Genomic DNA, 16,068 nt, shown 5'->3' with positions numbered 1-16,068 from the left:
TTCAATACCTGTTCACTCTAGTATTCTCCGCGCCGTTTGATTTGCGGGGTAACGCATATGCGCAGTGCTTTGATCGTCTATGGCGGCTGGGAAGGTCACGACCCGGAGGAATGCGCCACCATCTATCGCCGGTGGTTGCATGAGGACGGCTATTCGGTTCGCACCGCCACGGAGACCAGCGCTTTTGCTGATCCGTCCATCGCCGATCTGTCGCTGATCGTGCCGATCTTCACGATGAGCAAGATTGCCAAGGAAGAGGTGGAGAACCTGACCAAGGCGGTACAGAACGGCGTGGGCTTGGCCGGGCACCATGGCGGCATGAGCGACGCCTTTCGCGAGGCGGTGGACTACCAGTTCATGGTGGGGGGCCAGTGGGTGGCCCATCCGGGCAATATCATCGACTATACGGTGGACGTGACCAAGCCGGATGACCCGATCATGGCCGGGCTGCCAACGTCTTTCCCCTACAAGTCCGAGCAGTATTACATGCATGTCGACCCCTCCAACGAGGTGCTGGCAACGACGACCTTTACCGGCGAGCATGCGTCCTGGATCGATGGCGTGGTGATGCCGGTCGTGTGGAAGCGCCGTCATGGCCAGGGCAAGGTGTTTCACATGACGCTGGGGCACCAGGCCAAGGAATTCGAGAATTCCAACATGGCGACGATCATGCGCCGTGGGATGAACTGGGCGGCGCGGGACGAGTAGGGTTAGGGCCCATTCCCCATACTTTCCCAAACACCACTCCGCCCTCGGGCTCGACCCGAGGGCCGGCTGAGGCGAACGCGATGTGGTGAGTGGCCCTCGGGTCAAGCCCGAGGGCGCCCCTGTGGATGCGAATGCATCGCGTTCACCACCTGAGCATCAGCCGGCCCAGCAGCGCGCCCAAAGTCGCGGTCAGGGCGATACCGAGCGAGTACCAGACCGCCATAAACATCATGGCGCTTTCGCCGCAGAAAAAGGCATAAGTCCAGGCGCCGAAGCCGCCGGCGAGGAGGCCGGCAGCCAGCCCAGCCATCGCCGGCGAGCGGGGCGCCAGCGGGCGCATGGCCCAGAAGAGGGCCGCGAGCATGGGCAGGCCGGTGAGCGGGATCAGCCAGGGGCAGACCATGGCGGTTTCGCCCATCAATTCGGGCATGGCAAAATCAGTACCCATCCAGCGCATCGTGCCGAGGCCAAGGCCCAGAAGCAGGATCAAGGCGGCGAGGATGAACGGCCAGCGGATGCGGCCATCGGGACGACTCAAGGCCGGGACAGCGGCAAGGCCGATCAGCGCGAAGGCCAGCGTGTAGACGAATTTCACCCAGAACATGCGCTCGCCCATGAGCGGCACGAAGGGGCGGCCGAGCCAGAGATCGAGCACGACAAAGGCATAGGGCAGGGTGACGAGCGCGCCGAGGGCAAGAGCGGTCCAGATGCGCTTTTCGAGGGCGCGGGGCGGCACGGGCTGGAGGTCGGCGCTGAGGCGGCTGATGAGTTCGTCGGTCATTTCCCGCCTCCGGCAAAGCGCGCCATCAACGACTTGAGCCCACGATGGATGGAGACCTTGGCCGCCGTCTCGGAAATGCCGTGGCGCGCCGCGGCCTCGGCAACGGAAGCGCCTTCGAGCCTGGTCTGGCGGATGAGATCGGCGGTGCGATCAGGGACATTGGCGAGCACGGCCTCGACATCGCGCCGGTCGGCTGCATGGGCGCTGTCATCGCTGGCAAAGAGCGGCGCGTCGTCATCGAGCGGTACAGTGGGGCGAATGGCGTGGCGGCGGACATGATCGACGAATTTGTGGTGGGCAATGGCGTGCAGCCAGGCCGTGAAGGGCCGGGAGCGATCATAGGTCATGCGCCGCGAATGCACGGCCAAGAGGGTTTCCTGCACAAGATCCTCCGCATGCGAGGCGTGGGCAGCGCTGAGACGCCGGGCAAACCAGGGGCGCAGGTAGCGCGTCAGGTCGGCCAGAAGCACCCGATAGGCGGATGCATCGCCATCGAGCGAAGCGAGCATCAACTCGCGCAGCCGCTGTTCGGTGCCGTCCGCCTGCATTGGTTCTCCATTCGGGCCGGAAAGCCAAGAGGTTACACGGCGGCAGCGAAAAAGCGAGCAGGCATCACGGCTGCGTGAAGAGGTAACTGAAACGAGTACGGCGGCGAATGGCTGGGCAGTACCGGGGCAGGGGCCGCGGTCGTACAAGGGAGACTGTCATGTTCGTCAAATCCATTACTCTGTGCGCGGCGACCGCGCTGATGCTGGTGGCCGCCAATAGCGCCCTGGCGCAGGACGCAATGGCCACCAACAGCATGTCCACGGATGGCATGGCCATGGATGCCATGGCGCCGATGATGAGCGACGAGGACCTGGCGCTCTGCGTGGAGCAGGCCAAGGCGATCACGTTTCCAGAAGTCGCCAACGTGGCCGAAATGGCCTGCCACACCCTGCACAATGGCGGCGACGCCATGGGCGGCGACGCGATGATGGGTGGCGACGCCATGGCGCCCAAGCCATAACATCGACGTGATGACGACCATCTGCCGAATGCGCTACCGTTGCTAACAGGCAGATGGTCACCTGACCGGCCGAGGGGGAGAGTATGACAGAGCAAGAGGGATTGCCCCCGGTGCAGGGGCCCCTGGTCTACCGGCAGTCGATCTGGACGCGGGTCACCCATTGGACCTGGGCGATCTGCCTGTTCTTTCTGCTGCTCTCTGGGCTGCAGATATTCAATGCGCATCCGGCGCTCTATATCGGCCAGCAATCGGGCTTTGAGTTCGAGAATGCCGTGCTCGAGATCGGGGCGGTCAATACGCCACAGGGTCCACGCGGGCGCACGACGGTCTTTGGTCAGACATTCGATACGACGGGCGTGCTGGGCATGAGTGGTTCGGCCGAGCAACCTGTTTTCACCGGCTTTCCGGGCGCTGTCACCATTCCCTCCTATCGCGATCTCGCCACCGGCCGGGTGGTGCATTTCTTCTTCGGCTGGGTGTTTGTCGCGGCTTTGTTTGTGTGGTTCCTCGCCAGTTTCATCAACGGGCATCTCAGGCGCGACATCGTGCCTGGCGGCGCCGATCTTGCGGGGCTGCCGAAGGATGCGCTCGATCATGCGCGGTTCCGCCTGCATCACGGACGGCGTTACTCGCCTTTGCAGAAGCTCAGTTACTTCACGGTCTTCTTCGTGCTGTTTCCGCTGATCATTCTCACGGGACTGACCATGAGCCCGGGCATGGATGCGGCCTGGCCGTGGCTGCTCGACATTTTTGGCGGGCGACAGACGGCGCGCACCATTCATTTCGTGGTCATGGTTCTGCTGGTGCTGTTCTTCATCGTCCACATCATCATGGTGCTCCTGGCCGGGCCGCTCAACGAGCTGCGCTCGATGATAACGGGCTGGTATCGCACCAGTCCGCTGACGCAAAGCGAACAGGGAGACCGGCCATGACCAGCCTGATCGTCAACCGCCGCAAATTTCTCATCGGCTCGGCCGCGCTTGGGTCATCGCTGGCGCTCAGCGGCTGCAATCAGTTCGACTTCCTCGGGCAGCGCGGCAACCCGGTGCGCGCAGCCATGGAGAGTGCCAATGTGCTGACCTATCAGGCTCAACGCGCGCTGATCGGCGACCAGGTCCTTGCCCGCGAATATGCCGAAAGTGAAATCCGGCAGGGCATGAAGCCCAATGGATCAACGGAGCCGACGACGCCGGAATACATGTTCCTGCGGGGCATGAACTTCGAGCCCTATCGGCTGACCATCAAGGGCATGGTGGAAAAGGAAGTGAGCTTCTCGCTGGCCGAGCTGCGCAACATGCCGGCGCGGACGCAGATCACCAGGCACGACTGCGTGGAAGGCTGGAGCTGCATTGCAAAATGGACCGGCACGGCGCTGGGCCCGGTGCTCGACCAGGCCGGGGTGAAGCCGGGTGCGCGCTATTGCGTCTACCACTGCTACGACAATATCCAGCGCACCCTCTCTGGCGACATTCTCTACTATACGAGCTCTGACCTGGTGGACGCCTATCATCCGCAGACCATTCTCTCCTATGGGCTCAATGATCAGATGCTGCCGGTCAGCAATGGGGCGCCGATCCGTTTGAGGATCGAGCGGGCGCTGGGCTATAAGCAGCCCAAATATCTGCACACGATCGAACTGGTGGATGACCTCAAGCCGTTCGGGCAGGGGAAGGGTGGGTATTGGGAGGACAATGGGTACGATTGGTATGGCGGGATTTGAGCTCCGCCATTCCCCCCGCGGCTGACCTGGCATCCCCCTCACCGAGTCGGCTTCGCCGACCCACCTCTCCCCGATGGGGAGAGGAATAAGGGTGTGCGCGGGAGCATTCTTCTCCCCATTGGGGAGAAGGTGGCGCGCAGCGCCGGATGAGGGGAAGGCTCGCTATTCCACCAGTCCCGCATCGCTGCGCTCGATGAGTTCGGTCAGTTCCTCGATCTCATTCGCGTAGCTGCCATAAGTCCGGATCCATTCGGAGGGCCAGTCGCCGGTCTGGCCGGCCTCGACAGCGGCGAGACGACGGCCAATGGGGTGGGCGACCATGGTTTCGAGGGCGGATTGTTCCCAGCGGTCGTCGAGCAGCATGATGTCGGCCTGATATTGATCGGCCTGCTCCCAGCTGACCGTGAGATAGCTGGTGCCGGGATCGGCTGGCGGCGAGACCAGCGGCAGCCCCCAGGCGGCGAGGTCGTTGAGTTCGCCGAACAGGGCCGGGACGGCAATCGAAATGTTCTGGCTGCCGGGTGAGACGGCGATGACCGAGAGGCCGGGCTTTTCGGCAAGGGCTGCCTTCAGGCCGGTGACGGCGGCGTCGAGCGCGGCGCGGTCGGCGGCGAGGGCAGGCGTGTCCGTGTTGGCGCCGAGGCTTTCGGCAAAGGTCTCGTAGGTTTCGAGAATGTCGAGGATCGAGGTCGAGCGGGGAATGCCGATAATTGGGGCGATTTCCGCGAGCCGGGTCTGGATGGCGTCCTCGTGGGTGCCGCCCTGATAAATGTGCTCGGTGAGCGAATATTCGGTGACGATGAGATCGGGGTCGAGATTGAGCACGGCCTCTGCGTCGATGTCGAACCAGCCCCGCGAGACGATCGGTATACCGGAAATGTCCATGCCGTCGAGGCTCTGGTCGCGCGAGGGCTGCCCGTCGAGGAAGATGCCGACCGGCCGGATGCCGTAGGAGAGAAGGGCGGCAGCGACGCTGGAATGGGCGACGATGCGGGTGGGCGTTTCGGGCAGCGTGACCCTGCTGCCGGCGCCGTCGGTATAGGTCCACTCGGCCGAGAGGGCGGGGGTTGCGAGGGCGATGGCGGCGGTGATGAGGATGGTGCGGAGCATGGGGCTTGGTCGCATTGTTGCCGGGCTAGTGGCAAGGCCTCGTGCACTTTCGAACCCCCACCCGGCCTCCCCCTGACGGAGGGGGAGGAGCTACCCCCACCCTAGCTCCGCTAAGGCCTGACGACCTAGCGGCGCTACCCTCCCGTACGGGGAGGGAGTGAAGGAGCACCGGCCCACGCGCAGCTTTCCTCGCCAGTGTGCATCGTTTCCCGCGCCCGTGTGGGGAGGGATCAAGCGTGGAGTGTGTCGGGAAGAGGCGAGGGGCAGCCATGCGACGGATAAACTTGCGTTTTTTTGAAACTTCCCCCATATGAGCGTCACGTCGCGGCAGAATGGCCGCCGATGGACTTCTCTTCTTGCTTCTGCGGTGAGCGGCGAAGTCAGCCCGGATACCAGAATTGCCCAGTGGCGATCGGTCCGGGTTTGAGCCAGCACCCGCGCGATACTCCTATCGCCCGATTGCATTTATTGACACGCGCCACCCGCGTTACGGGATGGCGCCTGCGCGATTTCGCGCAACAGGAAAGACAACAGTTTGTCCGATTTCACTTCGCTCGGCCTGCCCGCCCTCATCACCGACAGCCTGACTGCCGGCGGCTTCACCGAGCCCACCAAAATCCAGACCCAGGCCATCCCCAAGCTCCTCGAAGGCCGGGACATGCTGGGTATTGCCCAGACCGGCTCGGGCAAGACGGCGGCCTTCGGCCTTCCGATCCTCGCGGGTCTGCTGACCCTGACCGGGCGTCCGCGCCCGATGACCACGCGCGCGCTGATCCTGGCGCCGACGCGTGAACTGGCCGTGCAGATCGAAGAGAACCTGCGCAAGTTCGCCGGCTCCAAGATGAAGCTCGATACCGTGCTCGTGCTGGGCGGCGTGTCGCGCTACCACCAGGTGCAGAAGATCGCCAAGGGTGTCGACGTGGTCGTGGCCACACCGGGCCGCCTCAAGGATCTGCTCGACGACAACAAGATCCGCCTCAATGAAACGCGCTGGCTGGTGCTGGACGAAGCCGACCGCATGCTCGACATGGGTTTCATCGCCCCGGTGCGCGCCATCGCCAAGCAAATCGGCCTCAAGCGCCAGACCATGCTGTTCTCGGCCACCATGGCCGCGGAAGTGGAAGACCTTGCCAAGACGCTGCTGAAGGACCCGATCAAGGTCGAGGCCGCTCCGCAGGGTTCCACCGTGGTCAAGATCGACCAGCGCGTGATCATGTCGGGCGCCAAGGCCAAGCGTGGCGTGCTCAACGACCTGCTCGCCGATGAGAAGGAAGGCATGGAGCGCGTCATCATCTTCTCGCGCACCAAGCATGGCGCCGACCGCGTGGCCAAGAACCTGGCCATCGATGGGCATGAGGCTGCGGCCATCCACGGCAACAAGAGCCAGAATGCCCGGCAGGCCGCGCTCAAGGGCTTCGCCAATGGTTCGGTGCGCATTCTGGTCGCGACCGACATTGCGGCGCGCGGCATCGACGTCAAGGACATCACTCACGTGGTCAACTATGAATTGCCCGACGATCCGGAAAACTATGTGCACCGTATTGGCCGTACAGGCCGCAACGGCGCTTCGGGCATCGCCATCACCCTGTGTGACGGCACCGAGAAGAGCAAGCTGCGCGATGTGGAGCGACTGATCCGCCGCACGCTGCCGGTTTCTGGCGACGTCAACCTCGTCGAAGAAGCGCCGGCACCGCGCGGTGCCCGCAATTCGCCGGGCGCTCCGGCCGGCGTCCGCACGGCGCGCAACCCCAAGCCCAATCCGCGCAAGTTCAACACGCCCCGTCCGGGCGGCGAACGCGGTCGCGGTGGCGCAGCCCATGCGGCGGCGGATGGGGAGCGTAGCGGCACCGGGCAGGTCAAGCATGTCCGCCGTGATCCGGAAACGGGCAAGGTGGTCGGCGCCAAGCCTGCCAACGGCAAGGGCGGCAAGCAGCGCTGGTCCAAGGGCCAGCGCGATGCTGGCCGCGCCAAGCGCAGCGCTGCCAGCGCGTAAGTGTTTTGCTGAAGCTTCAGCGCAAATCAGTCTAGAAGATGGGCGGCCCTCGGGTCGCCCATCTGCATTTGAGGAGACGTTGCATGACCAGCATTGCCATTGTCGGGCCCGGTGCCATCGGGGGAACGCTTGCCGCCTGGCTGGCGCAGAACCCGGCTTTCGACGTGTCGGTCTGCGTGCGCACGCCGATGACCGATCTCGTGGTCGAGACGCCGCAGGGCACCATCCGTGCGACGCCGAAAGTGCTGACCGATCCGGGCCAGGCTGAGCCGGTGGACTGGGTGCTGATTGCCACCAAGACCTATAGCGCCGAAAGCACCAGGCCTTGGATCGAGGCGCTCAGCGCCCAGGGCACGAGAGTGGCGATCATCCAGAATGGGGTGGAGCATGTGCGCCTTTTCGAGCATCTGGTGCCGGCGGCGCGGCTCGTGCCCGTCATGATCAACCTGCCGGCAGCGCGCAGTGCGCCGGGGCGGATCACCCAGAGCCGGCATGGCATCATCGCCGTGCCGACCGGGCGCAATGGCGAGGACTTTGCGGCCCTGTTCAACCACACGGAAATCGAGGCTGCGACGCATGTCGATTTCCTGTCGCAACTCTGGATCAAACTGACCGGCAACAGTGCCGCCATCGTGCCGGCACTGACGCTGCGCGCCACCGGGCCTGTGTGGTCCGATGACCTCGAAGCCATCGTGCGGGGGCTCGCGGAAGAATGCGCCGCCGTGGGCCGAGCCGAGGGCGCCGATGTGCCGCAGAGCGTCGTGGAGACTGTGGTGACCAGCATGAAGGCCATGGCGGAAGGGTCTGTCGGCGGATCGCTGCATGCCGACCGGTTGGCCGGCAACCCGATGGAGATCGATGCGCGAAATGGCGTCATCGTGCGGCTGGGCGAGAAACATGGCATTCCCACGCCCAATAACCGGATGCTGGTGACGCTGCTGGGCGCGTCGGACAGCCCTTGGACGAAGAAGGGCTAGGCCACCGAAGCCAGATAGAGAATGTCGCGGGTGGCGCTGGCCTTGCGCAAAGTGCTGGGGGCGAGGCGATCGAGGAAGTTTATTGCCCAGTCGTCGACATTGTAGTGCTGGGCAGCATCCATGAGCGCGCCCCAGCGCTGTTGGCGTTCTTCGAGCGGCATGTCGAGGGCAATGCGCAGCGCTTCGGCAGTTTCGTCGGTATCGAACGGATTGACCAGCAAGGCTTCGGGGAAGATCTCGGCGGCCCCGGCAAAGCGCGACAGCACCAGAACGCCGGGATCGTCCGGGTCCTGGGCACCGATGAATTCGTGCGCGACGAGGTTCATGCCGTCGCGCAGCGGCGTGACGAGGCCGACGCGGGCGAGCCGGTAAAGACCGGCCAGGCTCGGCTGGCCATAGGCGCGCTTCACATAGGTGAGGGGCTGCCAGTCCGGCTCGGCGAAGCGCCCCATGACCCGGCCGCAGATAGCGTCCAGGGTGTCGCTGGTTTCCTGATATTCCTTGATCGTATCGCGCGAGGGCGGGGCGACCTGCAGCATATGGACCGAGCGGCGCAGGCGGGCATTGTTGGCAAGGAGCTTCTCATAGGCTTCAACCCGCTGCGGCAGACCCTTGGAATAGTCGAGCCGGTCGACCCCCAGGATCAGGCGCTGATCGCCAAGCGCGCGCTTCATGCGGTGAACCATTTTCGTGGCGGCGGGACTGACGGCAAGCCGGGCAAAGGCATCCGGATCGGAGCCGATCGGAAAGGCGTCGATTTCGGTGCGGCTGAAGTCGATGGCCTGAACCTTGTGGCCGCCGAAGGTCGAGGGCGCCTGATGCTCGGCGAATTCGGTGAAGGCGGCGACGTCGCGCTTGGCCTGCATGCCGACGAGGTCGTAGCGTGCGAGGTCGCGCATCAGCTCCTCGTGATGGGGGATGGCATAGAGGGCATCGGCGGTGGGGAAGGGGATGTGAAGATAAAACCCGATGCGATTGCGCGCGCCGAGCTGGCGCAGCTCCGACGCCAGCGGGATCAGGTGATAGTCGTGCACCCAGATGACGTCATCGGGCTTGAGCAGAGGGAGCAGGGCGCGGGCGAACTGCTGATTGACCCGGCGGTAGCCCTCGTACCAATGGCTCTCGATGGTGGCCAGATCTAGCCGCAGGTGGAAGCTGGGCCAGAGGATGGAGTTGGAAAAGCCAGCATAATAGGCGTGGTGGTCATCGCGGGCGAGATTGATCTGCGCGACCTGCAGCCCGTCAATGTCCTCGAACCAGGCCTCGCGAGAGGGCTGCTCGGCCAGCTTGCCCGACCAACCGAACCAGAAGCCGTCGCGTTCGCTCAGTACCTTTCGCAAGGCCACGGCCAGCCCGCCAGCGGCGGGTCCCTTGCCGGGAGTGCGGTTCGATACGACAACGATACGACTCATTGGGACAATGTCTCCTTGATGGGCTAGAAAGGGAGGGGCCGCATGGCGGCCCCGTTCAGGTCAATGTGCGGTTGTGTCCGAAAGGATGGGCGTTTCGTCTTCGACCTCCGCCGCGGCCTCCGGGCGGTGAGCCATTTCGGCGAGGCCGCGCAGCAGCGCATGGACGGACGCCACATCGGCGATGCGCATGCGGGCGACAGTTTCTCCCGGCCCGAGCTTGATGCCGATGCCGCCAAGTTCCTGGGCTACGCGAAAGGCGTCTTCGTCGGTGCGGTCATCGCCGATGAAGATCGGCACGCGGCCGACAAAGGGTTCTTCCTGCATGAAGGCGCGCAGGGCGCTCCCCTTGTCGACGCCAGCCGGGCGGGCCTCGATCACCATCTTGCCGGGCACGAGGATAAAATCGAGGTGATCGGCAATAGCCTCGCGCATTATCATCAGGCATTCCTGCTCCAGCTCGGGTGCCTGCCGGTAGTGCAGGGCCACGGCACCGTCCTTGGGCTCGAGAATGAGCTCTGGGTGGCGATCGAGGAGCGGGGCTACGGCAGCGGCGATGGCGTCAGCGCCGGCGCTGATTTCTTCGTCAAGTTCGAGCATGGTGCCATCGGCACGACGGCGCTGGGCGCCGTGGGCACCCGCCACCGGCAGATGCAGGGGCGAAAGAAACCGATCAATGTCAGCAATTTCGCGCCCGGTGATGACGGCGAAGGCGTGGTCGAAGTCGCGCGCCGCGCGATCCAAACCCTCTGCGAGTTCGGTCGGCACTTCGACCGCGTCGGGTGTTTCGGCGATCTCGACAAGGGTGCCGTCGAAATCGGTAAAAATGGCAAGCAGCGGCGCGGACGCGCCGGTCTGTTCCGTCAGTTCGGGCATGGTTCCCCCGCGGTTCCAATCGTGGTCATTGGTCAAACGCGACGGGGAGAGAAAGGTTCGTTCAACCCAGCCATGCGCCTAGCAGGCTTTCTGAACACTCGATTAATGAGGCATTCGACGGCGGTTCAACGGTGCGTGACTACAAGGAGAACAAGGCCGGCGGGCAAAGCCCAAGATCGGCCAGGCGTCAAATGAGGGTTCTCCAGATCATGTCCCAGCTTCTGCTTACCGCGCTGTTCGCCCTGTCGATCAGCTTCCTGACCTTTGCGGCCTCTTTTGCCGAGGCGCCGCGCAGCGACTTCCTGCCCGAAACGGCAGTGGTTCAGCGCTAGACGATATTCTGCCCGCCTGTCAGGCGAGCGGGATACCCTTGTTTCCCTTGTCCTTCTGATAGCGGCCGGAGAGGTCCGCATAGAGCGCGTTGAGATCGTCGACGCGGGCGAGCAGGGCTTCCCGATTGCTGCGATCAAGGCCCGCAATCATGTCCTGGAGGCCGTGGCTCGACCAGAAGGCATTGCGCCGGTTGTAGAGGTCGCGGTCTGGCGAGACGGTGCCGGTTTCCGGCTCCGGCACGGCATAGACCGCCTTGAGGATCTGGATATCGTAGGGAATGGCGAAACTGTCGCGGCTGTCCTGATGGCTGAACAGGTAGTAGAAATTGTCAAAGCCCGACCAGGTGATGCCCGAGAGACAGAGCGAGCAGGGCTCGTGGGTGGCGAGGAAGACGCAGTCCTTCGTGGCCGGACGCTGGTCCTCGGGGAGTTCGAAGAAGCGCTTGATGGCGTGCATTTCACCGTGCCAAAGCGGGTTTTCGACTTCGTTATTGGTCTCGGCCACAACGACCGACAGGTCGGACTTGCGCAGGATCGCCGCTCCAAAGAGCTTGTTGCCGCGGGCCACGCCCCTGGATGTGACAGGGGCGATATCCTTCTCGATGACGTCGAGAAGGCGAGAAATCAAAGCGGCAGTTTCCAACCAAATTACTCCGAGGTGCGAACCAGTCCGATAAGCGGAATGCCAGCGGCGTCGAGCAGGCGCAAGCCTTGCGCATCATGCTCGTATGACGCGACGGCGGCCAGAGCGACGAAGTAGGCATCTTCCTGCGCCATGATCGTCTCGTCGCAGGCCATGCGGGTGGCTGCCGCCGGGCCGAAGCTGAGGCTCTCGCCGGCAAGCGTGGCTTCGGTGAAGAAGTTGTTGCAACCGCCCGTTCCGCCCGCGCGGTGGTCTGCCGCGATTGACAGCGTCAAAGCATTGGGTCCGACGACGGGGCGCCCGCCGATGCTGGTGACGGTCCAGACGGTATCGAGCAGGTCGGCGGTCGGGAGTGGGGGAACGGGGTCAACGATGGGCTGCGGCGCGTAATTGACCACGATGCCGGTCAGGGCGCCGGGCTCTTGGGGCACCGGCACCGGCACATTGTTGCGGAACAGGACCCGGCCACCGGAGCTGATTTCGGCGATCAACCCGTGGGCGCCGTCATGGGCATCCACCTCGCTGCGGACGTTGAGCGTGAAGGCGATCGGCACCTGTCCGCGGGTGGGGATGCTGGCGGTGGCGCCAACGACGGGGCTGGCGTCGCCCAATTCGACGAGCATGACGCGGAGCCAGGCATCCTGTGGAAGCGCTATGCGCTCGCGATAGGTGACGGTGCCGTCGAGGACGACGGGCTGGGCCAATGCCGGGGTAGAGAGGACAAGGAAAAGCGCCATCATGGCGCCGACGATTTTCGACAAGGACATGTTCGTCTCCATCCAAATACCGGGCTGCCGCATGGACAAAAGACTACTCCAAGCCTGATTTGGTTGCGAGGCTGCGGTCGATTTACGGTTACGACCGCCCGGAAACGGTCCATGGCGTTTCGAAGTGATGTTCTTCGAGATTGTTGCCCTCGCCACCCCGATCCACCACGAGGTAGTCGCTTTCACGCTCGAGCGGGGTGAGGACGCCATGCCAGGTATTCATGGCGATGTTGACGCCCTGGCCCGCCGCCGGGCGGAAGGCGCGCAGGCGCACCGGACTGCCAGATGCGTCCTCGGCCACGATGACCAGCCAGGGGGCGTCAGAGAGCGGATAGAAAGCCTGACTGCCCAGGGGATGGCGTTCGACCAGACTGAGAGTCAGTGGCAATGCATAGGGCTGGCCACGAAAAAGCGAGATCAGGGGGCGTGCATGCACGCCCCCCAATTCGATGCGGGCCAGGTCGTGGTAGCGCTCGGTCATGCCGGCATTGATGGGATAGTGGTGCGCTCCCTCGCGCTCGATCACCTGTCCGAAAGGCGCGAAGGCGGCGGCGCTGAGGGGCTCGATATGGATGGTGCGCGGATCTGCCATGGCTCAGAACGGCAGTTTCGCGTGGCGGTTGACGTCCTTGTAGAGAAGATACCGGAAGCGCTGCGGACCGGCATAACAGGCCTGGGGGCAGAAGGCGCGCAACCACATGAAATCGCCGGCCTCGACCTCGACCCAGTCGCGGTTGAGCCGATAGACGGCCTTGCCTTCGAGCACATAGAGGCCGTGCTCCATGACATGGGTCTCCTCGAATGGAATGACCGCGCCGGGCTCGAGCGTAACGATGTTGACATGCATGTCATGGCGTACATCGGTTGGATCGACGAAGCGCGTCGTGCCCCAGGTATTGTTGGTGCCGGGCATCCAGATAATCGGCTCATCCTGCTCGTTGGCGACGAAGGGGGGCGGTATCTCGATACCTTCGGCGACCTCGTAGCGCTTGCGCACCCAATGGAAACGGACCGGTGCGGCAGACTTGTTGACGAGGCTCCATTTGCAGCCCGGGGGCAGGAAGGCATAGCCGCCTTCCTTGAGCAGATGCGTCTTGCCCTCAATGGTGACGGTCATCTGTCCCTCGACCACGAAGAGCACGCCCTCGGCTTCGGCATTGGGCTCGGGCCGCTCGCTGCCACCGCCGGGGAAGACTTCCACGATGTATTGCGAGAAGGTCTCGGCAAAGCCCGAAAGCGGGCGGGCAATGACCCAAAGGCGGCTGTCGCGCCAATGGGGCAGGTAGGACGTGACGATGTCGCGCATGACGCCGCGCGGCATGAAGGCATAGGCCTCGTTGAAGGTGGCGCGACCGGTGTGAAGAGTCATCTGGTCGGGCAGACCGGCGGAAGGCAAGGCGTAGGTGGAGGCCATGATGGTCCGTTTCTAATGCCCGACACGCGTGTCGGACGACTTCAGGCTGTGGCGCGATAATCAGCGACGATGCGCCCTGCCGCAAGGGCTTCGCTCTCATAAGCCGCCTTGCGCCAGATTTCCTTGAGGGCTGCCGCGTACCAGTCCTGCATGCTGGGCAAGGCGAGCAGCCGCCGGGCATAGTCAGCGGCCCCGGGGCTGAGCTGCAGGTCATAGGTCTGCACCCGGAAGGCAACCGCCGAGAAGAAGGCGTCCACAGCGGTAAAATCGGAGCCCGCCAGAAAGGGGCCACCGAAGCGGCTGAGGCCTTCGGTCCAGAGCGCGTCGAGGCGGGCAATGTCAGCGGCAAGTCCGCTCGGGATCGAGGCCAGCTCGACCCGGATGCCGACATTCATGCCGCAGATGTTGCGCAGGTGGGAAAAGCCCGAATGCATTTCGGCCGCCGCCGAACGGGCGAAGGCCCGGGCAGTCTTGTCGGCCGGCCAGACATGGGGATGGGCCTCGGCGAGATATTCGGCAATGGCGAGAGAATCCCAGACGGTGGTCGTGCCGTCGACGAGGCAGGGAAAGCGACCGGACGGGGAGACATCTCGGAAGGCGAGGTCGGGGCCGTCATTGAAGGGGCGGACCTGTTCGGTAAAGGGGATGGCGAGCTCGCGCATCAGCACCCATGGGCGCAGCGACCAGGACGAGTAGTTCTTGTTGGCGACGAACAGTGTGTACATGAGGGCCCTCCCGTGACACGCGCATATCGCCTTGCCCTACGGCCCGCAAGTCAGAGTTCGGCCATCGACCCGGTGGAGGATTTGAGGCGTGCGAGCATGGACGCGGCGTAAGCAGCATAGGGGCCGATCCAGCGTTCGTGGATGGCGTGGACGGGCAGGGCGTCGAGGTGGTTCCAGCGCTCGCGGCCACGTCTCTCGGCGACGACCAGGCCGGCTTCTTCGAGCACGCTCAGATGCTGCATGACCGTGCAACGGTCGATGTCGGGGAAAAGATCGCAGAGCATGCCGGTGGTGCGTGACTCGGTCTTGAGGCAATCGAGAATGCGCCGCCGTACGCGGTGGCTCAAGGCCTTGAAGATCAGGTCGTCAGCATCGTCATTTGACATGTTATATATTTATAACATATCGTGTGGACCGTCAAGCCGAGGAGATATGGAATGGGTTATGAATTCACGGTGCGCGGGCGGATCGCCAAGCCGGTGCATGAGGTGTTCGAAGCGGTTGCCGACCCCAGGGAATTGTCCGCCTATTTCACCACTGGCGGCGCCGACGGGCGGCTGGAAACCGGTGCCGTGGTGACCTGGGACTTTCATGATTTTCCCGGAGCCTTCCCGGTCAATGTCGTGGAGGTGGTGCCTGACCAGAGGATCGTGCTGACCTGGGATGCGGCGCCCGATGACGATCCGGCGGGCCTCTATCAGACCACGGTCACCATGACGTTCGAGGGGCTGGAGGATGGCCGCACACTGGTCTCCATCCACGAAGCCGGCTTCCGCGAGAACGATGCCGGTCGCAAGGGTGCTTTCGGCAATTGCGAGGGCTGGACCGGCATGCTCTGCGCCATGCGGGTGTGGAAGGAGCATGGCATCCATTTCCGCGAGGGGTTCTACAAGTGAGCAGCACTGTTACAGCCGTGGCGCGACACACATTCGCGACTCTTTCGCCCGAGGCGGTCTATGACGCCTGGACCGATGCCGGGATGATGCGGCGGTGGATGGAACGGCACCTGAAGGCGCGGGACGTCGGCGCTGCGGTGACGCGGGTCGAGACTGACGCCGTTGTCGGCGGTCGGTTCGACCTGGCAGATACGCGCGAAGGGTCCGAGGCCTGGGGCTATTATCGTGTGCTGGAGCGTCCCGGGCGGATTGCTTTCACCTGGTTTGTCAGCCCGGAAGAGGAGGCAGAGGACAATTCGCTCGTCACCGTGACCATTGGCCCTCAAGGCAGCGGAAGTGCCGTCGCCATTGCTCATGAGATGGACGCGGAATGGGCTGACTATATCGATCGCACTGCCGGGGCCTGGAAAAGCATGCTGGAGGCGATCGACGCGACTTTTTCGTAGCGCCCCCATGGGTTTTTTGGATGACCGTAATCCATCCCGACGGCCGCGGGTGCCGTTCGGGACGGCGTGAACCCCTGGTTAAGGTTACGCAATCTTCAATAGTTGGCGCTATGCTTGGGGCATTATGCGTCATGTGTTGTTGAGTATCGGCGTTCCACCGCACCATTGGGTGCAGCACAACTTGCCCTGGCTGGCCGTGCTGGGCATGGTGTTCGGCTTCGACCGCGACGACGGGGCTATTGACCGCCGTCGCGACGAATAG

Annotated in this window: 21 protein-coding genes; 10 read left to right on the top strand and 11 right to left on the bottom strand. The window is 63.8% G+C overall.

Features of this window, described 5'->3' with window-relative positions:
• Positions 1 to 57 precede the first annotated feature (57 nt).
• Positions 58 to 708 (top strand): ThuA domain-containing protein, encoded by a 651-nt coding sequence (locus MQW79_RS07985; RefSeq protein WP_476587866.1) that lies wholly within the window; start codon positions 58 to 60, stop codon positions 706 to 708.
• Between the two features lie 142 nt (positions 709 to 850).
• Here MQW79_RS07985 and MQW79_RS07980 read toward each other — a convergent pair whose 3' ends face one another.
• Positions 851 to 1,489 (bottom strand): NrsF family protein, encoded by a 639-nt coding sequence (locus MQW79_RS07980; RefSeq protein ID WP_476587865.1) that lies wholly within the window; start codon positions 1,487 to 1,489, stop codon positions 851 to 853.
• Positions 1,486 to 2,037, bottom strand: coding sequence for a sigma-70 family RNA polymerase sigma factor (locus MQW79_RS07975; RefSeq protein WP_476587864.1), 552 nt, complete (start codon positions 2,035 to 2,037; stop codon positions 1,486 to 1,488). Before MQW79_RS07975 ends, MQW79_RS07980 begins: the two co-directional genes overlap by 4 nt.
• Before the next feature lie 158 nt (positions 2,038 to 2,195).
• Here MQW79_RS07975 and MQW79_RS07970 point away from each other — a divergent pair, with 158 nt between their 5' ends.
• The 3 genes from MQW79_RS07970 (at position 2,196) to MQW79_RS07960 (ending at position 4,218) form a co-directional block, all read left to right on the top strand.
• Complete coding sequence (locus MQW79_RS07970; protein ID WP_476587862.1) at positions 2,196 to 2,498, top strand: hypothetical protein; 303 nt, start codon at positions 2,196 to 2,198, stop codon at positions 2,496 to 2,498.
• A gap of 83 nt (positions 2,499 to 2,581) precedes the next feature.
• Positions 2,582 to 3,430: a cytochrome b/b6 domain-containing protein gene (locus MQW79_RS07965; protein WP_476587861.1), complete on the top strand. Its 849-nt coding sequence runs from the start codon at positions 2,582 to 2,584 to the stop codon at positions 3,428 to 3,430.
• A complete protein-coding gene (locus MQW79_RS07960; RefSeq protein ID WP_476587859.1) occupies positions 3,427 to 4,218 on the top strand; it encodes a molybdopterin-dependent oxidoreductase in 792 nt (263 codons plus the stop codon). Before MQW79_RS07965 ends, MQW79_RS07960 begins: the two co-directional genes overlap by 4 nt.
• Before the next feature lie 162 nt (positions 4,219 to 4,380).
• On the opposite strand, the gene MQW79_RS07955 is transcribed toward MQW79_RS07960, so the two are convergent.
• Positions 4,381 to 5,328, bottom strand: a complete 948-nt coding sequence (locus tag MQW79_RS07955) for an ABC transporter substrate-binding protein (protein WP_476587858.1) — start codon at positions 5,326 to 5,328, stop codon at positions 4,381 to 4,383.
• 535 nt (positions 5,329 to 5,863) lie between these two features.
• Here MQW79_RS07955 and MQW79_RS07950 point away from each other — a divergent pair.
• Positions 5,864 to 7,321, top strand: a complete 1,458-nt coding sequence (locus tag MQW79_RS07950) for a DEAD/DEAH box helicase (protein ID WP_476587857.1) — start codon at positions 5,864 to 5,866, stop codon at positions 7,319 to 7,321.
• An 83-nt stretch (positions 7,322 to 7,404) separates the two neighbouring features.
• Positions 7,405 to 8,298 (top strand): 2-dehydropantoate 2-reductase, encoded by an 894-nt coding sequence (locus tag MQW79_RS07945; protein WP_476587855.1) that lies wholly within the window; start codon positions 7,405 to 7,407, stop codon positions 8,296 to 8,298.
• On the opposite strand, the gene MQW79_RS07940 is transcribed toward MQW79_RS07945, so the two are convergent.
• Both MQW79_RS07940 and otsB read right to left on the bottom strand, forming a co-directional pair.
• On the bottom strand, positions 8,295 to 9,710 hold the full coding sequence (locus MQW79_RS07940; RefSeq protein ID WP_476587854.1) for an alpha,alpha-trehalose-phosphate synthase (UDP-forming): 1,416 nt from the start codon (positions 9,708 to 9,710) through the stop codon (positions 8,295 to 8,297). The two genes, MQW79_RS07945 and MQW79_RS07940, sit on opposite strands and share 4 nt — an antisense overlap.
• A gap of 60 nt (positions 9,711 to 9,770) precedes the next feature.
• Positions 9,771 to 10,583 (bottom strand): trehalose-phosphatase, encoded by an 813-nt coding sequence (otsB, locus tag MQW79_RS07935; protein ID WP_476587852.1) that lies wholly within the window; start codon positions 10,581 to 10,583, stop codon positions 9,771 to 9,773.
• A gap of 209 nt (positions 10,584 to 10,792) precedes the next feature.
• Here otsB and MQW79_RS07930 point away from each other — a divergent pair, with 209 nt between their 5' ends.
• Positions 10,793 to 10,915, top strand: coding sequence for a hypothetical protein (locus MQW79_RS07930; RefSeq protein WP_476587851.1), 123 nt, complete (start codon positions 10,793 to 10,795; stop codon positions 10,913 to 10,915).
• Positions 10,916 to 10,934: 19 nt separating this feature from the next.
• Here the strand turns inward: MQW79_RS07930 and MQW79_RS07925 are convergent, their stop codons facing one another.
• The 6 genes from MQW79_RS07925 to MQW79_RS07900 form a co-directional block, all read right to left on the bottom strand.
• Complete coding sequence (locus tag MQW79_RS07925; RefSeq protein ID WP_476588202.1) at positions 10,935 to 11,564, bottom strand: nucleoside deaminase; 630 nt, start codon at positions 11,562 to 11,564, stop codon at positions 10,935 to 10,937.
• Positions 11,564 to 12,325, bottom strand: coding sequence for an META domain-containing protein (locus MQW79_RS07920; protein ID WP_476587850.1), 762 nt, complete (start codon positions 12,323 to 12,325; stop codon positions 11,564 to 11,566). The genes MQW79_RS07925 and MQW79_RS07920 overlap by 1 nt, the downstream gene beginning before the upstream one ends.
• 88 nt (positions 12,326 to 12,413) lie before the next feature.
• Positions 12,414 to 12,917, bottom strand: coding sequence for an ureidoglycolate lyase (locus MQW79_RS07915; RefSeq protein WP_476587848.1), 504 nt, complete (start codon positions 12,915 to 12,917; stop codon positions 12,414 to 12,416).
• Positions 12,918 to 12,920: 3 nt separating this feature from the next.
• Positions 12,921 to 13,739, bottom strand: a complete 819-nt coding sequence (locus MQW79_RS07910) for a bifunctional allantoicase/(S)-ureidoglycine aminohydrolase (RefSeq protein WP_476587847.1) — start codon at positions 13,737 to 13,739, stop codon at positions 12,921 to 12,923.
• A gap of 41 nt (positions 13,740 to 13,780) precedes the next feature.
• A complete protein-coding gene (locus MQW79_RS07905; RefSeq protein ID WP_476587846.1) occupies positions 13,781 to 14,464 on the bottom strand; it encodes a glutathione S-transferase family protein in 684 nt (227 codons plus the stop codon).
• 50 nt (positions 14,465 to 14,514) lie between these two features.
• Complete coding sequence (locus MQW79_RS07900; protein ID WP_476587845.1) at positions 14,515 to 14,850, bottom strand: ArsR/SmtB family transcription factor; 336 nt, start codon at positions 14,848 to 14,850, stop codon at positions 14,515 to 14,517.
• A gap of 51 nt (positions 14,851 to 14,901) precedes the next feature.
• Here MQW79_RS07900 and MQW79_RS07895 point away from each other — a divergent pair, with 51 nt between their 5' ends.
• The 3 genes from MQW79_RS07895 (at position 14,902) to MQW79_RS07885 (ending at position 16,068) form a co-directional block, all read left to right on the top strand.
• The gene (locus MQW79_RS07895; RefSeq protein WP_476587844.1) at positions 14,902 to 15,360 is read left to right on the top strand and encodes an SRPBCC domain-containing protein; all 459 of its coding nucleotides are present in this window, start codon (positions 14,902 to 14,904) and stop codon (positions 15,358 to 15,360) included.
• The gene (locus MQW79_RS07890) at positions 15,357 to 15,806 is read left to right on the top strand and encodes an SRPBCC family protein (protein WP_476587843.1); all 450 of its coding nucleotides are present in this window, start codon (positions 15,357 to 15,359) and stop codon (positions 15,804 to 15,806) included. Before MQW79_RS07895 ends, MQW79_RS07890 begins: the two co-directional genes overlap by 4 nt.
• Before the next feature lie 139 nt (positions 15,807 to 15,945).
• Positions 15,946 to 16,068 (top strand): hypothetical protein, encoded by a 123-nt coding sequence (locus MQW79_RS07885; RefSeq protein WP_476587842.1) that lies wholly within the window; start codon positions 15,946 to 15,948, stop codon positions 16,066 to 16,068.

It is taken from the genome of Devosia sp. Micro-HW1 (assembly GCF_056341075.1).
This window is presented reverse-complemented; position numbering and strand designations above follow the sequence as displayed.